Here is a 24067-nt window from a genome sequence, read left to right on the forward strand (position 1 = left end):
GTGTATTTTTACTTTAATCAGCATTTTTTCACCATTAATTTGTATGACACTTATTATCTTATAAGTTATTTCTATTTTTTTCTACCTCTTTTCATTATTGGCACTTTATACTACTTGACAAAGATTGCAATAAATAAATTGAAAAATAGAATAGAGCACTCTAACGATAAATACTCAAAGTTTTTATTATTTGTTTTAGCGCCTAACTCTTATTTTAAATTTAAAGAAAGAACCAAAAACTATATAATTTTTCTAGTGTTTGGTATTTTGTTATTTGTCTATCTTTATTTTGGTGATTTTTATTATTTCGCTATTTATAATGGTAATTATCATTTTGTTAGTTACTATTATTTTGTTTTGCCAATCTTAATTTTTGGAACTATTTTTTATTTGATTAAATGTATAAAAGAACCACGCTAGAATAATAAGTACATTTAATCGTATTGATAAAATTGTACAATTATATGATGAAAAAATTGCATTATACGAGCGTATGAAGGAGAAAGATGAAATGATGGTGAGGCTTGAGAAATTGATTGGGAAATAGGTTTTTAAAGATATATTGATTTTAAAAAGAGACTTTATTTTTGACAATTAAAATACTACAGATAAATTAAGTCATATCTTATTTTTAAATTGACAATTATTATTCTAGGTTAATACTTAATTACTGTTGTTATATTTATGTACTACAAATATTACTCTTTTAAATGTTAAATCTTACAATTTGTAAGTTATTTCTTTTTTTTATTAGTTTTTAAATTGTATGTTCGCATTGAACTTAATTTATAAACGCCATGAAAAGATTTACATTTATTAAAGTTTTTTTGATTTTTAGTTTTGTTTTCTTAACGACGAATTGTTCGACAGAGGAAATTAACAAACAAAACATTGCTCAGTCTTCCAGTGAGACTAAAATATGGTTTGACAGCCATAAGAATGATTATAATGCAACAGTTCTAAAATATATTGAAGAGCTGCAATGGGAAAATGCCATTATTACTGATGGTGAAAAGGGAGAAATTACAGAAGTTCCTTTTTTACTTAAAAATGATCTAAGTGCTGCAAATAAAGAAGGCGCTTTACATAACGATCACCATCGATTAATGTTTGTAAAAGATGACGAGGAAGGGTTTAAACTTTTTTACATTCAAATATTTACAAAGAATGGAAGTTATAATAATTTAGATAAAAATGTAAATTATTATAATATTGAGGATAATTTTGATGGTGAGGTTTATGTTCAGGAATTATCCTCTTCTAAAGGTACCCGACTTGAATTTGCAGATGGGAAGAAGGTACAGCACTCAGTAACAGCAAAAATGCAGGAAATGGCCTGCCTCTATTATGGTTATTGGGATGGGTCTGGAAAGTTTAACCCTCTATACGAAGTTGCTTGTTATAGTGGCGGCCCTACGGGAAACCCCGAAACACCAGGGACTGTTTATGGTGGTGGCACTGGCACTCCTCCTCATCCTTCAAGCAGTTGCCCAGAAGGGTATGTTTATAAATTTGAAGAATGTGTATTAATAGAACTTCCTCCTCCTAGTTGTGAAAGTTTTAATTTTGTTAAGACTACAGGACTTTGGCAAGTTGCTCTAGTAAAAAATGTTCGTTTTAAAGTTTTTTTACTGAATGACAAAGGAGTAGAAATATTACATTGGATTGATTTTCCGAAACCAATAGCATTTGGTACACCGACTAATATAAAAATGGGGGATACAGATATTACTCCTGGGCTAGCAGCAAATGCATCGGCGAGAGTGTTGCAAAGGTCAATGCAAGACGTTATTGATAAATATGGACATACAAGAACATCAGATTTAACAGTTAGCTTATATTTCGAAGAAAGATTAAAACATAATTATCCATTGTCTATTCCGGGAGCAAGAGTAAATTTTAATGCGGTTGATAATATGGTGGCAACTGAATATAAGACGAACCTATGGACAGCAGGAGATTGTAATTAACTATATATAATATGATTGATAAAGTTTTAACAAATTTAGTATATCTTTTTTACCCAAAGAATACATGTGCTTATACTCAAAAAGATGAATATTTTGCGACGGAAGAATATAATAGATTAAAGGAGATAATTGCTGGCTTTGCTTCCGAAGAAAATAAAAATCTCAGAAAGAGTATAATTGATAGCTTTGAAAAAGATATAACGTTAAAGAATTTTAATGATTTATCTTTATTTGATTGGGAAGATAGATGTTTTACTTTTAGTTTAAATATTATAGAAGATAAAGAGCTTTACACTATATCATTATATTTAAGTATCTTAATTCCTTATTATGTAATTAAGGTTCAAAAAGGGATGATTGAATTATGGTTCTCAGAATCAAAAATCGAAGAATTAGAGAAAGAGAATAACGAAACGAGAAAAATAAATGACTTAGTTTTAGATATTGAAACTATAATCGAAAATAAGTTTTTGTATAGAAAATTCCCTACTGAATTATGTGATATTATTATTCCAGATGTAAGCTTTCAAGATTCAATATTTGGTTACTTTAGCATGTTTAATGCATTTTTTAATAACGTAATAATTAAAGACGATGAAAATTAATTTCCGTATATTTCTTATAATTTGTCTGATAGCTTTTGTGTTTCTTTACTTTAATCAGTATTATTTTAATTTTTGTATAGGAGATACTTTTTATATTGTGAGTTATTTTTTTCCGGTTTTACTAATTTTAATAATTGGAAGTATTGTTTATTTGATTAAATACATGAAAAAGTCACGTTAGAATGATATAATATTCTACAATTATATGATGAAAAAATTAAGTTGTATGAGCGTATGTTGAAGGAAAAAGATAAAATGATGGCAAGGTTTGAGAAGTTAATCACGGACAAATAATCATTTATATATATTAATGCAAAAAAAGAGACTTTTAAAAGTCTCTTTTTTTTTTGAAATATTATAATTGCAAAGTAAGCAGATTTGCATATTCTTCTAAAAAATTCTTCAGAAGATTAATCTTTAAGAACAGATATATATGCAACATAGTCACCCAATGTTTTATGTTTACCTTCTATACGTAACATATCATCTTCGATCTTCATATCAGAATACATTGGTAGAAATTGAAGAGGATACTTTAAAGGTGATAATTCACTATCAACATTAACTACTCCAGTATGATTGCCATTATTGCTTATGTCAATACTTACCTTTGCTGGTACTTCAATTGTTGTTTTGGGTAATTATATGTCATATAAAGATTGAAAACCAATTGTTCCATCACTGAACGATAGATTGTGTAAAAGTAAAAAATCCTTAAGAACTTCCATATTGTCAAACTGTTGTGAACTCATAATTTAAATTTTATTTTTATTTTAAATACAAATTTAAAATTATTATGCCGTACAAAAAAGCTATCTAAAATTATCAATTTATACTCAATAAATAATAGTAAATATGTACATAAAGGTGGATTATGATAAAAGTGTGATATAGAGCTTGACACCGTTGTCAATGATTTGCAACCAGAAAAAAAGTTACTTAATTTTGTGTAGAAATAAAAAAAAGTGAAATTTTAATGAAAAATTATTTAGAATCATTCTAAATAACGATTGGATTTTTATATATTTGTGGAGCAAATTAAGAAAACGCTATTAATACACGTATTATAATGATTAACTAATAATTAACCAATTTTCAATTAGCCTTTTATATTTCTAAATTTGTAGAATACAAGACACAAAAAAAACGAAGCCTAGGAACTTCGTTTTTGGAAGGTCAATTTAATTAACCTTAATTTATAATACTATGAGTGCAGCAAACATTCAAGAGCATTATTTATTATTATCTGTAATAGTAAATTCAATGCAAGGATTAACTTTAATCCTAAAATTAATTTCTAAATCTTCTAAACCTTTAAAACAATTTAGGGAAACCTTAATTGAATTAAGGAAACTTCTAAGAGAGTTGAGAAGGAGAAAGAAGTAGAGAAACTTCTAAATGTATTGAACCATCTGCAGGAGCAGGTGGTTTTTCATTTACAAAAGTACGTAATAATTTTGTTATAAACCAAAATTAGTATATCAAAATTGATATAGCAAAAATGATACATTAAATATACGATAGAAACTAGATACAAATATTAGATGTCCACCTTGTTAAAGTAGATAGTGAAGTATAAGCAAATTTAGATTCTAGTTATATACCTGCTCTACGAAGTGTTGTTATGAAAAGCTTCGCAAATGTCTCCGACTTTGCGCTTTTCAAACTAAATATATTCAAAAACGTTAACTTCCTAAAGTCCTACCTGCTAGCCTAAGTTTTTAAATGCTACTTTCGAATTCTTATTCCTTGTTCTTGTAATTTTAATAGTGCGAGGGTTTCTGACATATCTTTTCCTTTAGAAATACAAAAGTCTATCAAATCATATTCTATTACATATTTAATACTTTCTGCTCTATCGGAAATATCTTTAATTTTATGGAACAATTCCTCTTTTATGTTCCCAGCATTGAAATCATCTTCGTTTCCAATGATAACTTTATGGACCAACCAATTCCTTTGCTGTAAAAAAGCATTTAATTCATCTTGTAATGACAAATTATATAGTTCCTCTTTAATTGCAATTTTAATAGCCTGCCCTAAAGTATAACTCTGGTTCTTTTTTAAAAATTCATCCGCTCGTTCTTTTGTTACTGCGGGATTCATTTTAAGAGTAATTGAATGACTCAACGCTTGTTCAACCAATTGGGTTTTCAATATAGCTTCTCCGAGGAAACAATACAAATTAATTTCATTATTGTTCGCTGGTATTTTTATAATATTATTTTTCATATGCTTTTCGTTTTAAAAATTTCGTTGAAGTTTTACTTTCCATTTTTTTAATTTCGTTAATTAATTATGAAACAAAGATATTTCCGCAGTACGCAGTCTTTTTGCGCATTTAAAAAACTTTCAGTTTATCTTTAATACTCATAATGCAAATTGGTTTATGCATGGAGTGTATGAGCGCTACGCTCACGAAAGTAAAGGAACAAATAGTTATAATCAAATTTGTAATAAAAGCAATATTCCCTCTATACTTTATATACGTATTTTGCGTTAACATATCCAAAATTACCTGATTGAATCACCTTCACCTGCAGCCACTCCCCATCAATAGCAATAACCATTAAGATATCATATCTTTTAAGGTTTTCTATTACTTTATATTCATTTCCCGGTTCTTCATACAACTTAAGAGTTTCAGCATTTACCGCTAGCATATCTTCAGGATTATATGTAATTACCGTTTTTTTTGCAACAGATTCTTTCTTTGTTTTTGATTTAACAGAGGTCTCGGAAGTAAAAGAAACTACTGCAGGCTTTGCAGACGTACTTACACTCCTGCTCTTTGTAGCTTTAGGTGGTGCCGAATATCTGACAGGCTGTGAACGAGAATTACATACCCCACAACTTCCTCCGCTGGAACAATGTGCACACCTGCTGCAGTTCGAACAGGCACCGCAGTACGCACTGCCGGTACATCTGCCCTCTTCTTTAGGTTTTGCATCACAACAGCTTGCAACCAGCTTATTGTTCTGTGCACTAGAGGTTAGTACTGTAAAAAAGAAAAATGCATAAGTAAATATTACTTTGATCATAATAAACTATTTTATTTCAGACAAACCTAAAGAAAGCTTTTTAAAAAAATATACGGTTTTCCGTAATTAGATATTTACCCATAAAAAAACCAGTGAATTAACTCCACTGGTTTGTAATCATTTTTATAAAAACATCATCTATATTAAGATAACTTATAGAACCGTTCTATTTTGTAATACCAAACATCATGACCAATTTATCATTAAGATAAAAATTAAGAGTTTGTTCTGCTACATCAAAACGAAGGTCTTTATTGTTTAAATAAGACAACACTTTTTGCTCTGTTTTATTTCCTTCACCAATACATGCCATTCTTGTAGACGCTACTTTATCAAAAGAAATACGATCACCGTTAGTTTCATAAGTTCCAGAGAAGTTGTTGCAGCCTGTATTTCCACTTACTTTCTTTTCTGCTGCATTAAACTTAATAGAAGCCCTGCCGTAATCCTGTCCAACGTTTTCAAGTGCTATTAGTTTCCAATTGTTTTTTCCAATAAAAGTCCACAGTTCATTTTGAGTTGGTATAGAGAATTCCATAACAACTTTGTTCTTAGCATTTTTAAACTGTACTTTATTGTTTTTCTTTACAATTTTGAACTTTTTATTGGTTATTGCAGCGCTAAAATCTTGCTCTAATTTCATGCTTTCGCTGTCACAAGCCATTAAAGTTCCCATAGGAGAATTGGTCTTAATTTGATTTTTTGAAGAAAGCTTCGTGTATTTTACATTGAAATTATTACATCCGTTTTTACCGCTTATGGTACCAGTTTCATCATTAATGGTGATAAATGCTTTTCCGTTGTTTATCTTTTTTCCGTTTAACTGGGTTAGAATCATTTTGGTATTATAAATTCCTTTTTCTGTACTAACAGGAGTTTTCGAAATAATACTTTTCAGTTTATACTGGTATGCAGAAGCATCAGCCGGAATAGGTTCTTGTCTTTTTGTTCTTGTTACTAGTATCTCATATCGGTTTCCTTTTTCAAAATTAAAACCTTCAATATGATCATAAAAAAGCTGCCATTCTTTGTCCTTATCGTACTTTACCTGCAGACATTCCATAGGCCCAACACCCGTACATGGCACTTTATTTTCTTTTACTAACAGTTTTAAACTTTCCTGACCGTACGTAATTGTTGATAATAACACTACTACAAAAACATACATACATTTAAATCTTTTCATCATTTTAATTTTTTAGAATACCGATTAAGCATTCAGATTATTTATGATTTTTTTGCAGGCATGAATTATGCCACTTTAAAATAAAGAATGCTTTTAACTTTTTTTTACCAGCCCTAAATTACGATTTTTCTTTAACAATTAAAATACTACGTACTGATAATCAGTTTGTTTGTTTTACAAAAGCAAAAATTCTTCTTTCTGTTTTATTTAAGGATGCTTTAGTAGTATTTTTAAACTTTTTTAGACGTAAACTGTCACTCGATTGCTCAGATTATTCGTCCCGAAATATCGTTACGTATATTCCAAATTATTGGTAATTTAGACCATAATAATCGTAACCTATTTACGTTTTCTAAGAAGAATAACACTTTATAAACAATACCATGGAATACACAAAAAATTACACTGTTGCAGATGCACATATAGACGTACAAGGCATTATGGATGGCTTATATTATCCATTTTATATGGAAGAATGCCGTCATGCTTATATTAAGGATATTCTAGGTTTTGATTTCGTTCAACAAGCAGAAAATGGTGTATTTATGGTTTTATCAGAGTATAAAATCAAATTTATCCGCTCGCTCAAAAAAGATGATAATTTTGATGTGACCTGTGCTGTATATACAGATGCTCAGGGATTGCCAAGATTGCATTTTAAACAATCGATGATAAAAAATGGAAAAATAATGGCTTCGGCAGTATTTACAGGAACTTGTATTCCTGCAACTGGCGGAAGACCTTATTTACCCGAAGAATTGAAAGCAAATTTTGCTGATGCCACTCCATTGGAAGTTCAATAATTATATAAAGTTAAACCGCAAATTTACCTTATCAAAAATATCACGATCGCGCGGATTTGTAATCCGTGCGATTGTTGCGTATATGCGAGCGATTGGGGTTTTCTCTAACAAATCAACAACAACCGATATTCCCCTTCATTTTCTATTGGAGCTCTGTGAATGCAAGGCAACACTTCTTGTTTTGGATGATCTACAGCCAGACGCCAAAGATGTCCTAATCCTAAATTAATAGGTTCTGCATCTTCAAGAAGCTGATAATGCAAATCAAAATAATTTTCTTTTAAGAAGTCTTCGAATTCTTCTTCTGGTCCGTCATGAAGTTCTTTTAGCTTTGCCCGGACTTCTGGAATCAGGATTTTTTGCTCTGCCTGCGAATTAGAAACGATATCACTTGCTGCACCGTGATAAGTGCACAAAAAAGTATCGGTTGCAATAGGCGAACGATCAACATGAAACGAATAGACATCGGTCGAGATGAAATCAAATTCATCGTCGCGTTCGTAACATTTCAGTAAATTCAGCGAGGGCGAAGCGCCAAAATCGGTTAATAATTGGAGATCATTTAAGATTATTTCCCTTGCTCTACTCCCCTTTTCTGATAATTGAAGCGCGATTAGATCTTCGGGAAAAACTTCGGTTATATTTTCTTTTAAAGATAACTTAGCAACAATCTCATTAAAGTCGCCATCTAAGTTTCTGAACCAGCAAAGTGCATTCATTTCTCCTTTGAAATCAGTATCTACAAGATCAGAGAAAGCAGCTACTACTCCAATTTGGTTACTGTTAAAGAATGTGCTGCTCATAGTATAATTTGTTTTTTTAACACATAGAAAATAGATTTCACTACCGCTTAAGGCATCTTATTTACATTAATAAACATAGTAAACTATGTGTTAGAAACTAGTTTCTTTTTGTTTTCTTTTTTAGATAAAGAAATAACTATGTTTCTATGTGTTTAAATAAATATTGGCTGTAAAAGCTGCTTATTTTTTTGTTTTAAAAACTTTGTAAAATACAAATAGTATACCGAGCCAAATAGGAATTAATTCTACCGATATCTGCATATTTGTCATCCACATGATGGATAAAATACCCAATAAAAATATAAAACAGATGTAATTGCTTACCGGATAAAATATAGATGCAAACTTAGTTTTGGTGTTTTCTCTGTCTTTTGCACGTCTAAATTGTAGATGTGTATACGAAATCATAACCCAGTTAATAACCAGGCAAGACACTACTAAAGACATTAAAATACTAAAGGCCTCTTCCGGGATTACTTTGTTTATTAAAATACAAATCGCTGCGAAGCATGAAGAAATTAAAATGGCATTAACCGGCACCGAATGTTTGTTTAACTTCTTTAAAAATTTAGGAGCACTCCCCTGATCTGCTAAACCAAATAACATTCTTGAATTGCTGTATACACTGCTGTTGTATACTGATAAAGCTGCAGTTAATACAATTAAATTAAGTACATTAGCGATAAGCTTTGTAAAATATATTTTGGTTCCAAAGAACTCAAATTCCATTCCGTTTAAGTTTTGAAAAACCATTACAAACGGACTGCTGTCTGTAGTAATTTGTCTCCACGGTGATAAAGCAAATAAAATAACCAATGCCCCAACATAAAAAATAAGGATTCTATAAATAACCTGATTGGTTGCTTTTGGAATGTTTTTTTCTGGATTTTCGGCCTCTGCAGCGGTAATTCCTATTAGTTCTAAACCTCCAAAAGAAAACATAATCAGCGCCATTGCGGTTAATAAACCTTGAAAACCTCCATCAGCTGTTTTTTCGAAGAAACCTTTCGGAAAAAAGCCTCCATCGTTATATAAATTGTGAATTGTTGCGTGTTCTCCTCCAGTACCGCTTATTAGCAAATATATACCAAAAAGAATCATGGCAATGATGGCAGCCACTTTTATGATGGAAAACCAAAATTCGGTTTCTCCGTAAACTTTTACCGAAGCAAAATTCAAAGCATTAATAACCAGAAAGAAAAACAAACTGGATGCCCACAACGGAACTTCGGGCCACCAAAATTGTACGTAAACACCAATGGCTGTAAGTTCGGCCATGCTGACTAAAATATACAAAATCCAATAATTCCAACCTGATGCAAAACCGGCAAAAGAACCACAATACTTGTAGGCAAAGTAGCTAAAACTTCCTGATACTGGTTCTTCGACAACCATTTCACCAAGTTGTCTCATGATAAAAAAAGCGATAATTCCGGCAATAGCATATCCTAAAATAACGGATGGTCCTGCTAAAACGGCCGCTGGGCCAATGCCGAGGAAAAGGCCTGTTCCTATTGATCCGCCTAAGGCAATTAACTGAATATGGCGGTTGGTAAGTCCGCGTTTAAGCTGATTAGCTTCTGCGCCTTCATGTTTTTCTTTCACAAATTTGTTTTTTTAAATGAGTTAAATGTACTCAGAAATGTATAAACAGCGAAGATAAGTTAAAAAAGGAATCGTACAAAGTATGCATTATGCTAAAACTTTAATTACTTGAGTCTTTTTTTGAGATATCTTCTGAAAGCCCTGCAAATATTAGCTTAAAGCTAAGGAGCGGACTCCTATTAAATTCAGAAAGCCGCTTCATAATTGAAGCGGCTTTCTATTTTTAATTGTATTTACAAGATGGGGCACTTACTTTCTAATATAGGTCTTGCCGTCCCAAATAAGTTTATTTTCATTTACAACCTTTATATAATCTCCCTTTAACCTTTTAAACGAAAAGTATCCGTAATCTAATTTTGGTATATTAATTTTAAAAACATTGGCTTTTGAATTAACTACTTTATACGTTTTTAATTTAACTTCTCTAGTTTCTAACTGATATAAAGGGATGTCATATTTTGGATAAATCTTTATTTGAAATTCCTTAATTTCATTATCCGAACTGATTACAATTGGATTTTTATCTGAAATAATATCCTGAAAATCAGAATTTACTATTTCTACAGAATAAAGTAATTCTCTATAACTTTCGTTAAAGCGTTTATAGTGATTCTCAATTGGGTTAGTAAAAATAAATTTTACAGAATCTTGATTAATGACTTGAGATTCTTCTACATTAAAATTTAAAAACTCATCATTAAGATATTTTACACTGGTTAAAGTCAAAAGAAAATCTTTACTAGAATATTCTATATTTCCATAAGAAAGAGTGTCACAGCATTTAAAAAGGGCTAAATCTCTCTTTTTATCTTCCCTAATTTGTAAAAATGAATTTTCTTTTAAAATCAGCTTTTCATTTTGATCTCCTGAGTTAATATAAATACCGTTAAAATTATTTATCGAAATGTTCTTAGACGGCGTGCAGGAAATCATTGTAAATAAAAAAAGCGTAAAAAAAGTGATTTTTGTTGTTTCTATCTTATTTTTCATTTTCCTGAGCTTTTCTTTCAATTTTCTCTTGTTCTTTTCTGGCTTTAATCTGTTCGTGATATTGATCATATAAAGCTTGATATACCGGCTTATTATCATCATCCTTAATTGATGCTAAGAATACGAGATCTATTTCATTAATAGAACGTACACTAGAAGGAAGTGAAGATGGAGAGAATGCGTACTGAGCTGCATATCCATACATTTCGTCCCTTAAACCACCAGCAAAATTTGCTAATAAGTATCCTTCATCATTGAAACGAAGTCCCCTGCTATTGCTTAATGAAAATGCTGCATGGTTTAACTCATGAATTTGTAAAGCACTATTAGGACCTTGGATATTTATTACTCCGTCTTCTCCTTTTTTTACATAATTTTTACCATCATCACCACCAACAAGGTCAAACGTATGGTCTTTATCTTTTCCTAAAGCATCTATACTTGATAAGGTTTTATCCAAACTTTTTATCCTTGAATCATAATCTGCGATTCTTTTATTTATTCTATTTTTTTTATCATCAGAAATGCCTTCCTTAGAAAGAGCCTTCAAATCTTCTGCTCTGGAGCTCGCTATATTTCTTTTGATCTTTTCAATTTCTGCTTTAAGTTCGTCTGCCTCTGTTTGATCTTTCCATATCATCCCATTAGGATCTGTTAATCTTAAAGGATTGTTTTTAACATAACTATAAGGAGTCAGCTTATAAGTAACTTCAGCCAATGGATCTATATTCATCCAGCGGGCAAGTGCAGCATCATAATTTCTAGCTCCATAATCATATACATTAAGCCCTGCTTCATCCTGAAGCTCTTTGCCGTTATATTTGTACTTCTGAGCTGTGCTATTACCTGTGGTTATATTATTTACATAATTATAGCCTTTTTGCTTTAAACCAAATGGGTAATAATTGTTTTCTTCCTGAATAGCAAGATTTTTATCATAACTCAAACGAACGTTTCCTAAATGATCTTTATATTGGTAAATATAATCAAAAGCACCCGAATTATAAGATACATAACCTTCTGGCTGCGAGAAAAACTTTAATTGGTTACCTTCATAAATAAAGCCTCCTGAATAATCTGTAATAATTCCTGCTCTTTTTTGTTGTTTAACCCCTTTAGCATCATATTCATAATTTATATTTTGCCCTCCAATTGTTATCTGTGTTGGTAAATTAAGATGATTATAACTTATAGCTGTAATTCCTTTATTGGTATCGGTTTTCATATTTCCGTTATCATCGTAGGTATAATCTATGGTAGTATCTGATCCGTTTCCTATAAAATCATCCTTAAATCCGTAAGTGTCATTTGCACTATCAGACACTATCAAGAGTTTGTTTCCTCCATCATAAGTATAAACAAGATTATCCATAGTACCAAAATCAGAAGAATTATTGATTGAAGGTACTCCCCCAACAATTTCACCTAATCTTAGAAGGCTGGTAATATTTCCATTTTTATCATAAGTCACTCCCTCATTAAATTTACTTAAATTATCAACGGCATTGGTTAATCTGTTTAAATTATCATAGGTATAGGTGTAACTTTTCAAACCAGCATCAGTATTTGCTGTTTTCCAAATAGTTTGACTTATATTTCCGTTGAATAATTTTTTACTGCTATCAGTAATATCATTGTAGTTAATCTGAAAGGCAAACAAATCATTTCCAATGGCATTAACATCATTAATATTTTTGAGCCATCCCCTAATATTATATTTAAAATCTACAGTCTGTAAACCCTGAGCTGTTTTTCCTCCTACTTTTTTACTAATTAACTGCCCTAATTCATCATAGGTATTTGCAACAATAATTTCAGGCGTAACTGCTCCATTAATCGCTTGTGTTTGTCTAGTTAATCTGCCTTCAGTATCATAAGTAAATGAATCCACTATTGTAGTTGTCAAACTATTTCTGGAATGTGTAGAAGTTGTTTCTAAAGTATTGCCAACAAAATCAAGTTGGTTTTTAATTGTGTTTACAGTGCCCTGAAAATCGTTTTTATTATAAGTATAAATGTTCCTGCCTTTATCATCATAATAGCTCCAGTTGGTTATCCAATCAGATTTTCCTAAAATACGTATTTTACTCCCTGTTGCGAGTCCTTTGGCATTTGTAATTGGTACAGGAACAGTAATTGGCAGAGGATCAAAATCATAATCATCATAATAGCTGATAGTAAGTAAGTTTATATTTGTATCATTGATATTTGGAAAGGCATTATTACTGTAATACACCGTTGTTCCGTTAATACTATTTGCTGTTTGTTTAGTTTCGTATACAGAAGTACTTGTGTCTGCAAGAAGCTGCATATCTGTACGTGTTATTTTTTGAGTATTTGTGTAATCGCCCGTATATACTGGTCTGCTAAAAACATCATATTTAGTAAACAACCATTTTTTATCTGTTCTTAAATTAGCATCCTGTGTAAGGATTTGTCTGTCGAGTTTATCATAGACAATATATTCCCATTCTTTCCCGGGTAATTTTTTCTCTACTAACCTATTTTTTTGGTCGTATTTGTATTGATAACATAAATCTTCCAAAACAGATCCGCTGTAATTAACAATTACTGCAGAGAATATACTTCCTGCTTTTGCATGAAATCCGTCTAACAAAGTAATAGAACCCGAAGCTTTGATATGCAATGAATTTCCTGGCTCAATTACCGCTCTTGACGTTGGATTTGTACTAATGGAAGTATTCGTATCTATAAATTCTACTGCTTTAGGAGGAATTACATAGGTTAAATTTCCGTAAAGATCATATACGTAATAAGTATCATGAGGAACTTGGGTAGAAATTACTGTTCCGCTTATATCTTTATAATCAGAATATACTCTTTTAAGTACAATGTGTCCATTTTTATCTTTAAATTCTTCGGTAGAATTATTTTTTCCGGAAACCCAATTTTCGTCGTAAGTAATTATTTTTTGAAGTTGACCTGCAGCATAAAATTCGTTATTAGGATTATTTATAAGAGCGATATCATATAGTCCTAACGTTGAGCTCCATGTAGCGGCGGCAGTAAAAAATCGTACTTCATTGTCAATGTTGGCCAAATAATCCATTTTAATTTCATGACCAGAATTTAACTGCCAATCCATTCCCGGTGCAGCTTGTTTTAAAACACGATTAAGCGGGGAAGATTCAAACAGCTTTTCAGAAAAGGGATTGATATTTGATGTATTCATACCTGGAAAATCACTTTCGTAATTTGTCGCATCATAGAATGTTTTTGTTTCACTTAATGCATTAGGTCTGTATAAACCGCAATTAGAAGCAGATGCATAAGACAAATATTCTCTAGCCGGACGTCCATAATTATCATACTCAAAATGTTTTATAATATCTTTACTTTGTCCATCTCCTCCGGCACGGACACCTATAATTTGTAAAGGTCTGCCTAAACCATCAGCGTAAGTAATGGTTTCTCTTTTTTGATTATTAGCTAATTGTGAAATACTAGCTGCACCCACTATTGGATTGATAGTATAAATGAAGTTTAAATCTGCTGATAAAAGACAGTTGTCATCGCTGTTGCTTACATATCCTACAGGCTGTTCACACGATACAACACTATTATTAGGATCTCCCAAACCATCTTCGTCTAAGTCTAAATACCATGTTGTCTGTGCTGAAAGAGTGACATTTACTGATCCCGAAATTGAACTCCAAACTCCTGCATCTGATCTGGCACGGATGTAATACACGCCACTGCCTTCATTAGCAATAAAAGTTGGTCCACTGCCCAAACTTGTAGTAGTACCATTAGGTTCTTTTCCCTGCCAATACCAAGTAATTCCGGCTGGAGGAGTTCCTGCCCTGGTTAATGTTGACTGTCCGCAAGATACATTAGTTATAGTTGGATTGTTGGGTTTTGGCAATTCTGTAGCAAATACTTCTAATTCTCCATAAAATAAATCCCAGCTGTTGTCTACCAAATATAAAATATTATCATACCCGGATTGATTCCATTCAATAGCGATATGGCGCGGGCTTATTAATTGTGACACTCCATCATAATGATCCCATGCATATATATCGCTGTTAATGCCTACGTCTATAATTGTAGGATTTCCGTAAAAGTCAAATAATATATTTCCGTAACTATCCTCCTCTACTTTTTTCATTTTACCCTTTTGAACTTGCCATGAAAAAAAATCAACATCTGTACTTCTCTGTCCGTTCATGGATATGAAATAGTCAAAGTCTGCGATCGAATAGACCTTTTGTTCTCCTACATATACATTTTTAGATCCTTGTATGGTAAGATTTTGAGCTTGAATATGACTGTTACAAAAGATTAATATTAAAATTACTGTCAGTTGTTTTAAACAGTATGCTGTGCCAAAGTTCTTTTTAATTAATTGTCTCATAATATTATTTACTATTAATTATTCGTTTTATTTAAGTACCATTTATGAAACAATCTTTTATCTTCTTTTGATTGATCTCCTCCTAAATTGAGTCTTAAACTAGTAGAACTAATTTTTTCGATGGTCTGGTTAAGCTCTCTTCCATTATCCATTTTTATGTATAATTTTTTTTGATCCTGTAATAGTTTCCAATTACCTCTTTTTTGCATACCCGGAGCTATTTCCAAGATCAACTGCCCATTTGAAAAAAAGCTTAATTTGCGCTGGCTGTATATCCTTTCTATTTTATCTCTTGTTTCATTATTAATTCTGCTATAATTGTTTTTCGAACTCGGAGCAATACTATCTGTACTTTTATTAAAGTCAAACTGCCAGGTTCCTACTAGCATCTCACTTGTTTTCTTTTGTTCTTTCTGAGCATTTGCAGATACTTGTATCATGAATAATATAAATACAGACAAAATACTTTTTACTATATTTTCCATACTAATTCTTAGTTTTTATAGTGATATACATTTTTGCTTAAAATCTTACCGTCTGCATCTTTAGTCTGCTTTAAACGATTAAATTCATCGTACTCATAAAAAGTGGTGTATCCTTTAGAGTCCGTTATACTGGTAATTCCAACTAACGGATCATAGGTATAGGTTGTTACCATCGCTTTAGAAAGAGCGCTGTTATTCCTAATATCATTTAATTTTAAGCGTAAAGTGTTTTCCGAAGCAGCAGAAACATCATTATTTGAAGCAGTTATAGCAGGATTTAATAAAGTAGTTAAAATTGCTGCAGCTTGAGTTTCTGTAAAATTCTCAATTTTTGCTATCGGATATTCATTCTGATACCCCCAGACATAATAAGTATGTGAATCATTCTTTTTTGAAATTTCTTGGGGTCTTCCATTTACAGAATAATTATAATATTGAAATTGATTATCAAATGAATTTGATGCCTTTGCTGTTTGAATAAATTCTGGAAGAAATATACCATCTGGTGTACCGTCTCTATTTAAGTCCCAATCTTTGTAAGAGGTAGCCTGTTTTGAATGGAAATTTCCATCTACCGTTACTTCTTTTTTAATTACCGGGCTGACTACATATCCGTTAACCATTTTTGCAGCGACGCTCTGGCTCAAAATTGTCGGATCGTTTATCGCACTTACAAAATCAAAAGGATATTTATAAGTAATAATTTGTTCCTTTTCTTCGCTGTTTTTTGTCTTTTCTTGTATTACTGAATTAATCTGATTTGTAATTGCAAGGGGATTATTGACATTATTTGTATAATAATAATTATTGACTGTCTCAAAAGGTTTTAATCCATTTACATCAAAAACTCTGCTTTCTTTTTTTATTAAATTATAGTCGTATAAATATTCTTTGTGAGCATTTGCGAAATAAACATGTGCCGATGCCGTTTTTTCGTCGCATATATTTTTAATTCTCTGGTAAATACATCTCAAATATTCAGACGAAGATTTTTCATAAAAATATTTATCTTCTTTAATCTTAACGTTATTTTGATTAAATGATGTAGAAGAAGTCAATTTTCCTCTTTCTAAAGAGAGGCTTGTTATGGGAAAATAGATACTTTCGTCAACTTCATTAGGATCGTTGTTAATATTATATTCTGCAATTGGCTGTTCATCCATATGCGTAAATCCATGTTCGTCCTGATCGTAATTAGTATATTTATTGATCGTGTAACCATTACCGTTTTCTACTTCTACAACTTCAGAATAGCCTATATGACTGCCATACGAATTGAATGCGTTTTCCAGAAGAGAATTAGAGCTAAAAATGTCATAACCAACTTTTGCTCCCTGTCCATCTGTTCCTACATATCCAAACCATTTATATTGCGAAAATCCGTTAAGAATTCCACTTGATGGAAGTACAGAAGGATCACCGCCAGTATACCCTTTTACATATAAATACCTCTTAGTATTAGGAGAAGGATTTATACCATCGTATGACCTAATTTCTTTTATTCTTAATCCGCCTGCAATTTTATTTTCTGAATAAGAAATTAAACCGTTGCGTTCCTTATTTACAACCTGCCTGTAATTATGTGATTCATAATCAAAAATAGTATAACCGCCAGTTGGGTAGGTTATTTTTTCTAATACCTCTGCTTTATAGCTTACTCCTGTCAGACTAGGTTCTCGAGATTGATAATAATTATCTATAGTTGCTGCTGGCGAACTAGTATTAAAAACAAATTTATTTGTACCAGAACCATTATAAAATCCCCAGTGATCTACCTGGTCAGAATTAAAATAAGGCATATTTGCCGGATTATAATCAAAACTATATTTCTGACTTTTTGTTTTTCCATTGCCAAGATCTTCAATTGACTTTAATTTCAATCTTGTTTCAGGTGAATTGGTATAATTAAACGCTATTTTTTTTATTAAGTTTCCATTTTTGTTAGACACAGTTATTGCATCTACCTGAACTCTGATATCTTCGCCACTGGCATATATATGAGGTACTTCAGACGTTATATTAGGCCAGTATTCAAAATCGTTATTATAATTTAGCTGTTTGCTTGAATTTTCAGAAATACCAAATTCAATGACAGCATTCTTAGAAGTGATCTTTTTTAAGTAAGCAGGAAACTGAAGAAATCCACTTACTGATTCGTCTTGAAAAGTTATCCATCTCGCAGAATAAGAGCAAGTCGCAACTGGAGGAACTCCCCAATTTCCAGCTCCTGGCGGCTTACCTCGAGTTGTTCTTTCGTAGTAATATTGATGGCCTATAGTAGTATTAATATAGGGCCAGTTTAGTTCTTGAGATCTATCATAATCAAATTCTATTACTTCTCCTGTTGTGGTAGTAATTTTAGACAATCTCCATGTATTTGGAATAACACCACCCTGATACTGTAATTGATAATCTACACTATATTCTGTCGCATATTTTCCACCAAAAGTATATTTTGTACCGTCGTCAGTAACTATAGTAAATTCATTAAAAAACATAGTCTGCTGGGCTCCACCATCATTCAATGCTCTAAAATAAAAAGGAGTTCTCAATTCCTGATAACTTCTGGCAAACCCCTTTCCTGTATTTTCAAAAATTATTTTAACATTCTGATCTGATTTTACTACCCATTGCCCCGTATGATTAAGATAAAAACTTCCTGAATAACCCAAAAAATTAAAATTAAACTCATCGGCGCTGACATCAATTTGATGTGTGGAACCTAAGCCTGTGTAGTATAAATCAAAGAGTGAATTATCATACCATGTTTTTCCGGCAAATGCCCCTTGATAGGTTTGCGGATTAAGCAAATTTATATTGTATCCATAACCGCTTAAATGTGAAATTAATGCACGCTCATCTTCTATACCTTTTACAGTTCTGGTAATAGCGCCTCCAGCAGAAAGCGTCCATCCTAATCCTGTCCACCCTGGTCTTTCATTTACTTTTAAAGAGCCTGCATGGTAGCTCATAGTAATTGGGATTTTCAATCCTCCGTCTTCTAATGTATAAAGCGGTATCTGAATGTTAGGCAATCCTGTAAAATTGTTTGTAGGTACACTTCCATACAGTCCTAAACTGGCCGCTTCCGGAGTGGGAATACTCAAGCTTTTGTCTTGGGTTTGGGACTGGACTGAAAATAGCCCCAAGAGAAATAAACACAATGATAAAGTAAAGTTTCTGTGCTTCATTTGATAATAATTGGTTTAAAGGTTAGTTATGTAATCGATTACAATTTATTTAAAAAAAATCTCCCCTTCAAGTTTTCAATATGAAGTACTATTTTGGTAGTTTTTTATTACAAATCTAAACTAAAATTAATGTGTAAAATACACTTATACACATTTTCACAAATAAGAAATGATATGTTAATTTTTATAAAAAACTGTTTGAAATAATCAAAATCATTAAAAAAACGCACAAAAAAAAGCCTGCTGATTAAAGAGGCTTTTTTTGAAAAAGATAAATGCATATTTTAACTCCATTCCGGAAACTGGGTTTTATTTAAGTCTAGTTTTTCAATCGCTTTCATATCAGCATCGTCAAGTTTGAAATCGAATATTTCAAGATTTTCTATAATATGTACCTTTTGAGATGATCTAGGAATAGCCACAATACCACGCTGTAAATGCCATCTAAGGCTTACTTGTGCAGTAGTTTTGCTGTGCTTTTTGGCAATCTGGGTTAATACTTCATTTGTAAAAAGACCGTTACGGCCTTCTGCAAAAGGCGCCCATGCCTCCATTTGGATGTTATGCTTTTTCAGCACATTATAATCATTCGTCTGCTGAAAATAAGCATGTGTTTCGATTTGATTTATAACGGGCTTTACCTGTGCATACGACAAAAGATCTGTTAATTGCGCGGGATCGAAATTGCTTATGCCAATAGCTTTGATTTTCCCGGCCTTGTATAGTTCTTCCATTGCTTTCCAAGATCCTTTTACATCGCCTCTCGGACGGTGTATCAGATATAAATCAAGATAGTCAAGTCCTAATTTTCTCAGCGTTTCTTCAAATCCTTTTTTAGCATTTTCATAACCAGCATCATCCACCCACAGTTTTGAAGTAACAAAAAGCTGTTTTCTGTCAATACCGCTTTGTTTTATGGCTCTGCCTACCGCTTCTTCGTTTCCGTATACTTTTGCAGTATCAATAAGACGATAGCCTGCCGATATTGCATCGGCCACAGAGCGCTGGCATACGTCGCCGCTGAGTCCGTAAGTTCCAAATCCAAGTATAGGCATTTTTAAACCGTTATTGAGCTTAACATCTGGAATGGCAGCGGCATTTTTATCTGTCAAAACATTTCCAAATAAATTAGGCATACCAAATATTCCCAAGTAAATTCCGGCAGCTGTAGTAGTTTGTAAAAAGCTGCGTCGGTTTATTTCATTTTTTTGGTTTTCAGAATTCATTTTTTTGTCTTTGGTCAATTAGTAAAAGTATATATCAAATTTAACAAACCAAAATACTGACATTAGTTCTTGATATTGACATTCTGGTCTGTTAAAAAAACCTATCAAAAACCAATCTTACCTATCTTTTAACAACACATAATAAAATCGCAGCCCAAATAAGTAATAACTTTTATTTTTCACTTACTATTCTCCAATCCAAAAAAGTATACAACAATCATGTATATATATAAATTCTCAATAACGAATCTGAAATAGACGGAGCAATTAAAATATATGGCTCCATTGACAAATAAAAAATACCTTACAATTGTTAAAATTAAGTGTAATGTATTATATTTGATATAGTTAACCCCTATTTCTACTACTTCTATAAGTATTGAAATTGGTTAAAGGAATATTAAAGTTAAAAAAGCAGACTATGAATTCTTATACCGACAAAATACAGCAAAATAAAAGACAAGCTGCGGCATATACCGTTACCCAAAAGAAGAATAACAGCGTTGCTCTATCCTATAGAGAAAAATCATCGGCAGCTGTTACTCAAATGCAATTGCAAGAAATTGCCAATAATAGTCTGCAGGTAAAGCAAGCCATGCAGCTGCAGAAAATGGCAAATGCTAATTTTTCGATGCCAATTCAGAAAAAGGGTGTTGAGGAAGAAGAACTGCAAATGAAAGCTATTCCCATTCAGAAAAAAAGTGTTGAAGAAGAAGAACTGCAGATGAAAGCTATTCCTATTCAGAAAAAAGGTATTGAAGAAGAAGAACTGCAAATGAAAGCCATTCCTATTCAGAAAAAAGGTGTTGAGGAAGAAGAACTGCAAATGAAAGCCATTCCTATTCAGAAAAAAGGTATTGAGGAAGAAGAACCTTTACAAGGCAAATTTGCTTTACCCATACAAAAAAAAGAAAATAACACGGGGTTGCCCGATAATCTAAAATCTGGTATTGAAAATCTTTCGGGTTATGCAATGGATGATGTAAAAGTGCATTACAACTCCGATAAACCATCGCAATTACAAGCTCATGCGTATGCTCAGGGAACGGATATTCATATAGCATCAGGACAAGAAAAGCATTTACCTCATGAAGCCTGGCATGTAGTCCAGCAAAAACAAGGACGTGTGCAGCCTACTTTACAAATGAAAGGCAATGTAAACATAAATGATGATGCAGGTCTGGAGAATGAAGCGGATGTGATGGGCGCAAAGGCTGTAACAGCTGGTGTTGACGTTACTCAAAGGAATGGGATAGAAAGATCGAATTTTTCTGAGGAAGGCCGCAAATATGCTAATCCGGTATCCAATGTGGCACAGCGTGGAGTAAACGAAGATATCATTGAGGCTAAAGGAGACATTAAAAACACAGACGGATACGCCAAAAGTGTATTGGCAGGAGTCACTGAATATGCTGAAAAAATTTATTACATTGACAGTCAAAAAACAAGTCATCCCGCTTTGCCTGCAGAAGTTATAGAAATGGCCGGAGGGCTTAAGGCTTGGGCAGCAAATTATTATAATAAAGCACAAGCTAATTTATATGAAGCGCAAAAAACCAATGATCATACAATCGTAGGACCAACTTTATCAAGATGGATTCTGGCAAGGTTAGGACAAGACACAGATAAAGAACCTGATATGCAATCACTCGAGGTTGGGCAGCACAGCGATGGGCAGGTTGCTTCAGATCGACGAGCAACCGAATTGAAAACTTGTACAACGACAGGTCAGCAAAATGTGGCAAAACTGGTACAAGAGGGATTGGCTCAGCTGCAAAAAAGAGAAGCAACAGGCAAGTATACAAGTCTTCTACTGACGGTACATAATGACCATCCTGCTAATAAATATCCATACACCGATACAGATGTCATAGATTTTAAAGATCAGGATGCTATAAATAATAAACTTATCGAGCGTATAGATGCTACTAAAAAAGGATCAGGTATAAAATTAAAGCTTGAGGTGAGGTTGGAACATAAGGGACAGCGTTACGCCACGGTCTTTTATAACTAAACCTAAATACGTTAAATTTTAAAGAAAGAGATATTTAATTTTGATCAATCTTCCATCTTAGATACCGTTACTGCTTATGAATATATTTACTCGTAAGAAGTATTTTTAATAAAATTAAACTGGAATTTCATATAGAACTCAATAATCAAACTTTTAAAAGCAAATTATGAATTCTTACGTTAATAAAGAACAGGAAAATAAAAATCAAAAGGCATTAAACGTTACTCAAAAGAAAAATAACGATAATGTTACTTCTGACTTTTCTAACCAACATCCCGCAGCTGCCCAAATGCAATTGCAAAATACCGCGAATAACAGCGAACAAGTAACACAAGCTTTGCAATTACAAGCTATGGCTAATACTAATTCTTCCCTGCCTATACAGAAAAAAGATATTGAAGAAGAAGAACCATTACAAGGCAAATTTGCTTTATCCATACAAAAAAAAGGAAATAATACTGGTTTGCCCGATAATCTAAAATCTGGTATTGAAAATCTTTCGGGTTATAATATGGATGATGTAAAAGTGCATTATAACTCCGATAAACCAGCTCAATTACAGGCTCATGCTTATGCGCAGGGAACTGATATTCATATCGCATCCGGACAAGAAAAACATTTACCTCATGAAGCCTGGCACGTAGTACAACAAAAACAAGGCCGTGTACAGCCAACCCTTCAAATGAAAGGCAATATTAATGTGAATGATGATGCTGGATTGGAAAATGAGGCAGATGTAATGGGCGCGAACGCGCTTTCGCTTGGGGTAGTACAAGGAAAATTAATGGAGTCTTCGTTAAATAATACCGCCGATTCACTTGTTGCATCCGCATCTGTTGCGGTTCTTCAGGGGCGTTGGCCAACTATGGGTGAAGCAGCAACAGGAGGGCTTGCTTTAGTTGGTAGTGGACTTGGATATCTAGCTGCTTCAGCTGCTACAGTTGCTGCAGCCCCCTACATTGCAGGTGGTGCATTGATTGGCGGCGCAATAGTTGGTGGTGGATTGATTGGTGGTGCACTTGGTTATGGATTGAGTCGAGGTGGATCATCAAATGATAACCAGACAGTTACAACTTCCACAAAAAAAACTGAGCCAGTAAAAACTAAGACAGAAAAAGCTAAGGGAGGAAGCGCTAAAAAGACCAAATCTGCAGTTACGAAAAAAGCTCCTCCAAAAAGCGAAATCCTGCAGGCAATAGCAACGGAAGCATCGAATGATATTGTACGGGAAAGGGCTGTTGATAATATCAATAAAAGGGCAACAATTTTTAAGAGAACAGCATCAAAGAGAGGGGTAACTCTAACGAGAGCTGATCTCGATCAGGTCGAAAACGCTTGGCATAAAGATAATTCCGATGCGGCACAATCTTCAATACCACAACATTTAGAGCTGTCGGAAGATGATGATGAGGGAGATTGGAGAGAGCAGCAAAGTCATCATCATAATAATAGCGGCCCGAAAGTGATATTCGATGTCAACACGGAATATGCACATTCAAAAAGGTTATTGAACTGGGTTAAGGCTCCAGACTCGGTAGGAACTATGGATCAACACGGAAAAGGCTCCTTTCTTGCGCATGAAAAAGAAAATCAAGCGAGAGCAGCTGCATTAAGTGGGCATATTAAGGAGGCAATTGAATATCTGACGGAGGCGAGAACAATACGCGCATCAGACTTTGGGGGGCAGTTTGCCCATAATAGTGGACATAGTAAGGCCGTTGATTTCATTGATAATCTCATCACTGATCTGCAAGCCGTTTAAAAGATTTC

15 protein-coding genes and 2 pseudogenes are annotated in these 24067 nt (G+C 32.8%); 7 read left to right on the plus strand and 10 right to left on the minus strand.

The window, feature by feature from the left end; all coding sequences use genetic code 11:
- Positions 1 to 433: 433 nt before the first annotated feature.
- From AC1RRQ_RS11180 to AC1RRQ_RS11195, 4 genes and pseudogenes are all read left to right on the plus strand, one after another.
- Positions 434 to 547: pseudogene (locus AC1RRQ_RS11180) on the plus strand (XRE family transcriptional regulator); the annotation flags it as partial.
- A 250-nt stretch (positions 548 to 797) separates the two neighbouring features.
- On the plus strand, positions 798 to 1970 hold the full coding sequence (locus tag AC1RRQ_RS11185) for a hypothetical protein (protein ID WP_493023105.1): 1173 nt from the start codon (positions 798 to 800) through the stop codon (positions 1968 to 1970).
- 11 nt (positions 1971 to 1981) lie between these two features.
- Entirely contained in the window at positions 1982 to 2575 is a 594-nt protein-coding gene (locus tag AC1RRQ_RS11190; RefSeq protein WP_493023106.1) for a hypothetical protein, read from the plus strand.
- A gap of 192 nt (positions 2576 to 2767) precedes the next feature.
- Positions 2768 to 2869, plus strand: a pseudogene (locus tag AC1RRQ_RS11195) (XRE family transcriptional regulator); the annotation flags it as partial.
- Positions 2870 to 4303: 1434 nt separating this feature from the next.
- On the opposite strand, the gene AC1RRQ_RS11200 reads toward AC1RRQ_RS11195, so the two are convergent.
- From AC1RRQ_RS11200 to AC1RRQ_RS11210, 3 genes are all read right to left on the minus strand, one after another.
- The gene (locus tag AC1RRQ_RS11200; RefSeq protein WP_493023107.1) at positions 4304 to 4807 is read right to left on the minus strand and encodes a hypothetical protein; all 504 of its coding nucleotides are present in this window, start codon (positions 4805 to 4807) and stop codon (positions 4304 to 4306) included.
- Positions 4808 to 5049: 242 nt separating this feature from the next.
- Positions 5050 to 5616: an SH3 domain-containing protein gene (locus AC1RRQ_RS11205; RefSeq protein WP_493023108.1), complete on the minus strand. Its 567-nt coding sequence runs from the start codon at positions 5614 to 5616 to the stop codon at positions 5050 to 5052.
- A 166-nt stretch (positions 5617 to 5782) separates the two neighbouring features.
- Complete coding sequence (locus AC1RRQ_RS11210; protein ID WP_493023109.1) at positions 5783 to 6802, minus strand: META domain-containing protein; 1020 nt, start codon at positions 6800 to 6802, stop codon at positions 5783 to 5785.
- 383 nt (positions 6803 to 7185) lie between these two features.
- Here AC1RRQ_RS11210 and AC1RRQ_RS11215 point away from each other — a divergent pair, with 383 nt between their 5' ends.
- Positions 7186 to 7605 (plus strand): acyl-CoA thioesterase, encoded by a 420-nt coding sequence (locus tag AC1RRQ_RS11215; RefSeq protein WP_493023110.1) that lies wholly within the window; start codon positions 7186 to 7188, stop codon positions 7603 to 7605.
- A 104-nt stretch (positions 7606 to 7709) separates the two neighbouring features.
- Here the strand turns inward: AC1RRQ_RS11215 and AC1RRQ_RS11220 are convergent, their stop codons facing one another.
- The 7 genes from AC1RRQ_RS11220 to AC1RRQ_RS11250 all read right to left on the minus strand — a co-directional run bounded on the left by AC1RRQ_RS11220 (position 7710) and on the right by AC1RRQ_RS11250 (position 20283).
- The gene (locus AC1RRQ_RS11220; RefSeq protein WP_493023111.1) at positions 7710 to 8408 is read right to left on the minus strand and encodes a DUF1826 domain-containing protein; all 699 of its coding nucleotides are present in this window, start codon (positions 8406 to 8408) and stop codon (positions 7710 to 7712) included.
- A 180-nt stretch (positions 8409 to 8588) separates the two neighbouring features.
- Positions 8589 to 10013: an amino acid permease gene (locus tag AC1RRQ_RS11225; RefSeq protein ID WP_493023113.1), complete on the minus strand. Its 1425-nt coding sequence runs from the start codon at positions 10011 to 10013 to the stop codon at positions 8589 to 8591.
- 249 nt (positions 10014 to 10262) lie between these two features.
- Positions 10263 to 11003 carry a hypothetical protein gene (locus AC1RRQ_RS11230; RefSeq protein WP_493023114.1) on the minus strand — a complete coding sequence of 247 codons (741 nt, stop codon included), beginning with the start codon at positions 11001 to 11003 and terminating at the stop codon, positions 10263 to 10265.
- Positions 10993 to 15135 (minus strand): DUF6443 domain-containing protein, encoded by a 4143-nt coding sequence (locus AC1RRQ_RS11235; protein WP_493023115.1) that lies wholly within the window; start codon positions 15133 to 15135, stop codon positions 10993 to 10995. The genes AC1RRQ_RS11230 and AC1RRQ_RS11235 overlap by 11 nt, the downstream gene beginning before the upstream one ends.
- A 260-nt stretch (positions 15136 to 15395) precedes the next feature.
- Positions 15396 to 15866: a hypothetical protein gene (locus AC1RRQ_RS11240; protein ID WP_493023116.1), complete on the minus strand. Its 471-nt coding sequence runs from the start codon at positions 15864 to 15866 to the stop codon at positions 15396 to 15398.
- Positions 15867 to 15874: 8 nt separating this feature from the next.
- Positions 15875 to 18973, minus strand: coding sequence for an RHS repeat domain-containing protein (locus tag AC1RRQ_RS11245; protein ID WP_493023117.1), 3099 nt, complete (start codon positions 18971 to 18973; stop codon positions 15875 to 15877).
- 368 nt (positions 18974 to 19341) lie between these two features.
- Entirely contained in the window at positions 19342 to 20283 is a 942-nt protein-coding gene (locus AC1RRQ_RS11250; protein WP_493023118.1) for an aldo/keto reductase, read from the minus strand.
- Positions 20284 to 20704: 421 nt separating this feature from the next.
- On the opposite strand from AC1RRQ_RS11250, the gene AC1RRQ_RS11255 reads away from it, so the two are divergent.
- Together AC1RRQ_RS11255 and AC1RRQ_RS11260 are read left to right on the plus strand one after the other, a co-directional pair.
- Positions 20705 to 22297, plus strand: coding sequence for an eCIS core domain-containing protein (locus AC1RRQ_RS11255; RefSeq protein WP_493023119.1), 1593 nt, complete (start codon positions 20705 to 20707; stop codon positions 22295 to 22297).
- Between the two features lie 166 nt (positions 22298 to 22463).
- Complete coding sequence (locus AC1RRQ_RS11260) at positions 22464 to 24059, plus strand: eCIS core domain-containing protein (RefSeq protein WP_493023120.1); 1596 nt, start codon at positions 22464 to 22466, stop codon at positions 24057 to 24059.
- Positions 24060 to 24067: the final 8 nt, after the last annotated feature.

Source organism: Flavobacterium sp. GW821-FHT12A05 (genome assembly GCF_058807735.1).

Bases quoted from the DNA above. Each gene is read 5' to 3' on its own strand.
- AC1RRQ_RS11235 (WP_493023115.1), bottom strand. From the start codon at position 15,135: ATGAAAAAAGTAGAGGAGGATAGTTACGGAAATATATTATTTGACTTT.
- AC1RRQ_RS11255 (WP_493023119.1), top strand. From the start codon at position 20,705: ATGAATTCTTATACCGACAAAATACAGCAAAATAAAAGACAAGCTGCG.
- AC1RRQ_RS11230 (WP_493023114.1), bottom strand. From the start codon at position 11,003: ATGAAAAATAAGATAGAAACAACAAAAATCACTTTTTTTACGCTTTTT.
- AC1RRQ_RS11200 (WP_493023107.1), bottom strand. From the start codon at position 4,807: ATGAAAAATAATATTATAAAAATACCAGCGAACAATAATGAAATTAAT.
- AC1RRQ_RS11250 (WP_493023118.1), bottom strand. From the start codon at position 20,283: ATGAATTCTGAAAACCAAAAAAATGAAATAAACCGACGCAGCTTTTTA.
- AC1RRQ_RS11210 (WP_493023109.1), bottom strand. From the start codon at position 6,802: ATGAAAAGATTTAAATGTATGTATGTTTTTGTAGTAGTGTTATTATCA.
- AC1RRQ_RS11205 (WP_493023108.1), bottom strand. From the start codon at position 5,616: ATGATCAAAGTAATATTTACTTATGCATTTTTCTTTTTTACAGTACTA.
- AC1RRQ_RS11215 (WP_493023110.1), top strand. From the start codon at position 7,186: ATGGAATACACAAAAAATTACACTGTTGCAGATGCACATATAGACGTA.
- AC1RRQ_RS11190 (WP_493023106.1), top strand. From the start codon at position 1,982: ATGATTGATAAAGTTTTAACAAATTTAGTATATCTTTTTTACCCAAAG.
- AC1RRQ_RS11185 (WP_493023105.1), top strand. From the start codon at position 798: ATGAAAAGATTTACATTTATTAAAGTTTTTTTGATTTTTAGTTTTGTT.
- AC1RRQ_RS11260 (WP_493023120.1), top strand. From the start codon at position 22,464: ATGAATTCTTACGTTAATAAAGAACAGGAAAATAAAAATCAAAAGGCA.
- AC1RRQ_RS11220 (WP_493023111.1), bottom strand. From the start codon at position 8,408: ATGAGCAGCACATTCTTTAACAGTAACCAAATTGGAGTAGTAGCTGCT.
- AC1RRQ_RS11240 (WP_493023116.1), bottom strand. From the start codon at position 15,866: ATGGAAAATATAGTAAAAAGTATTTTGTCTGTATTTATATTATTCATG.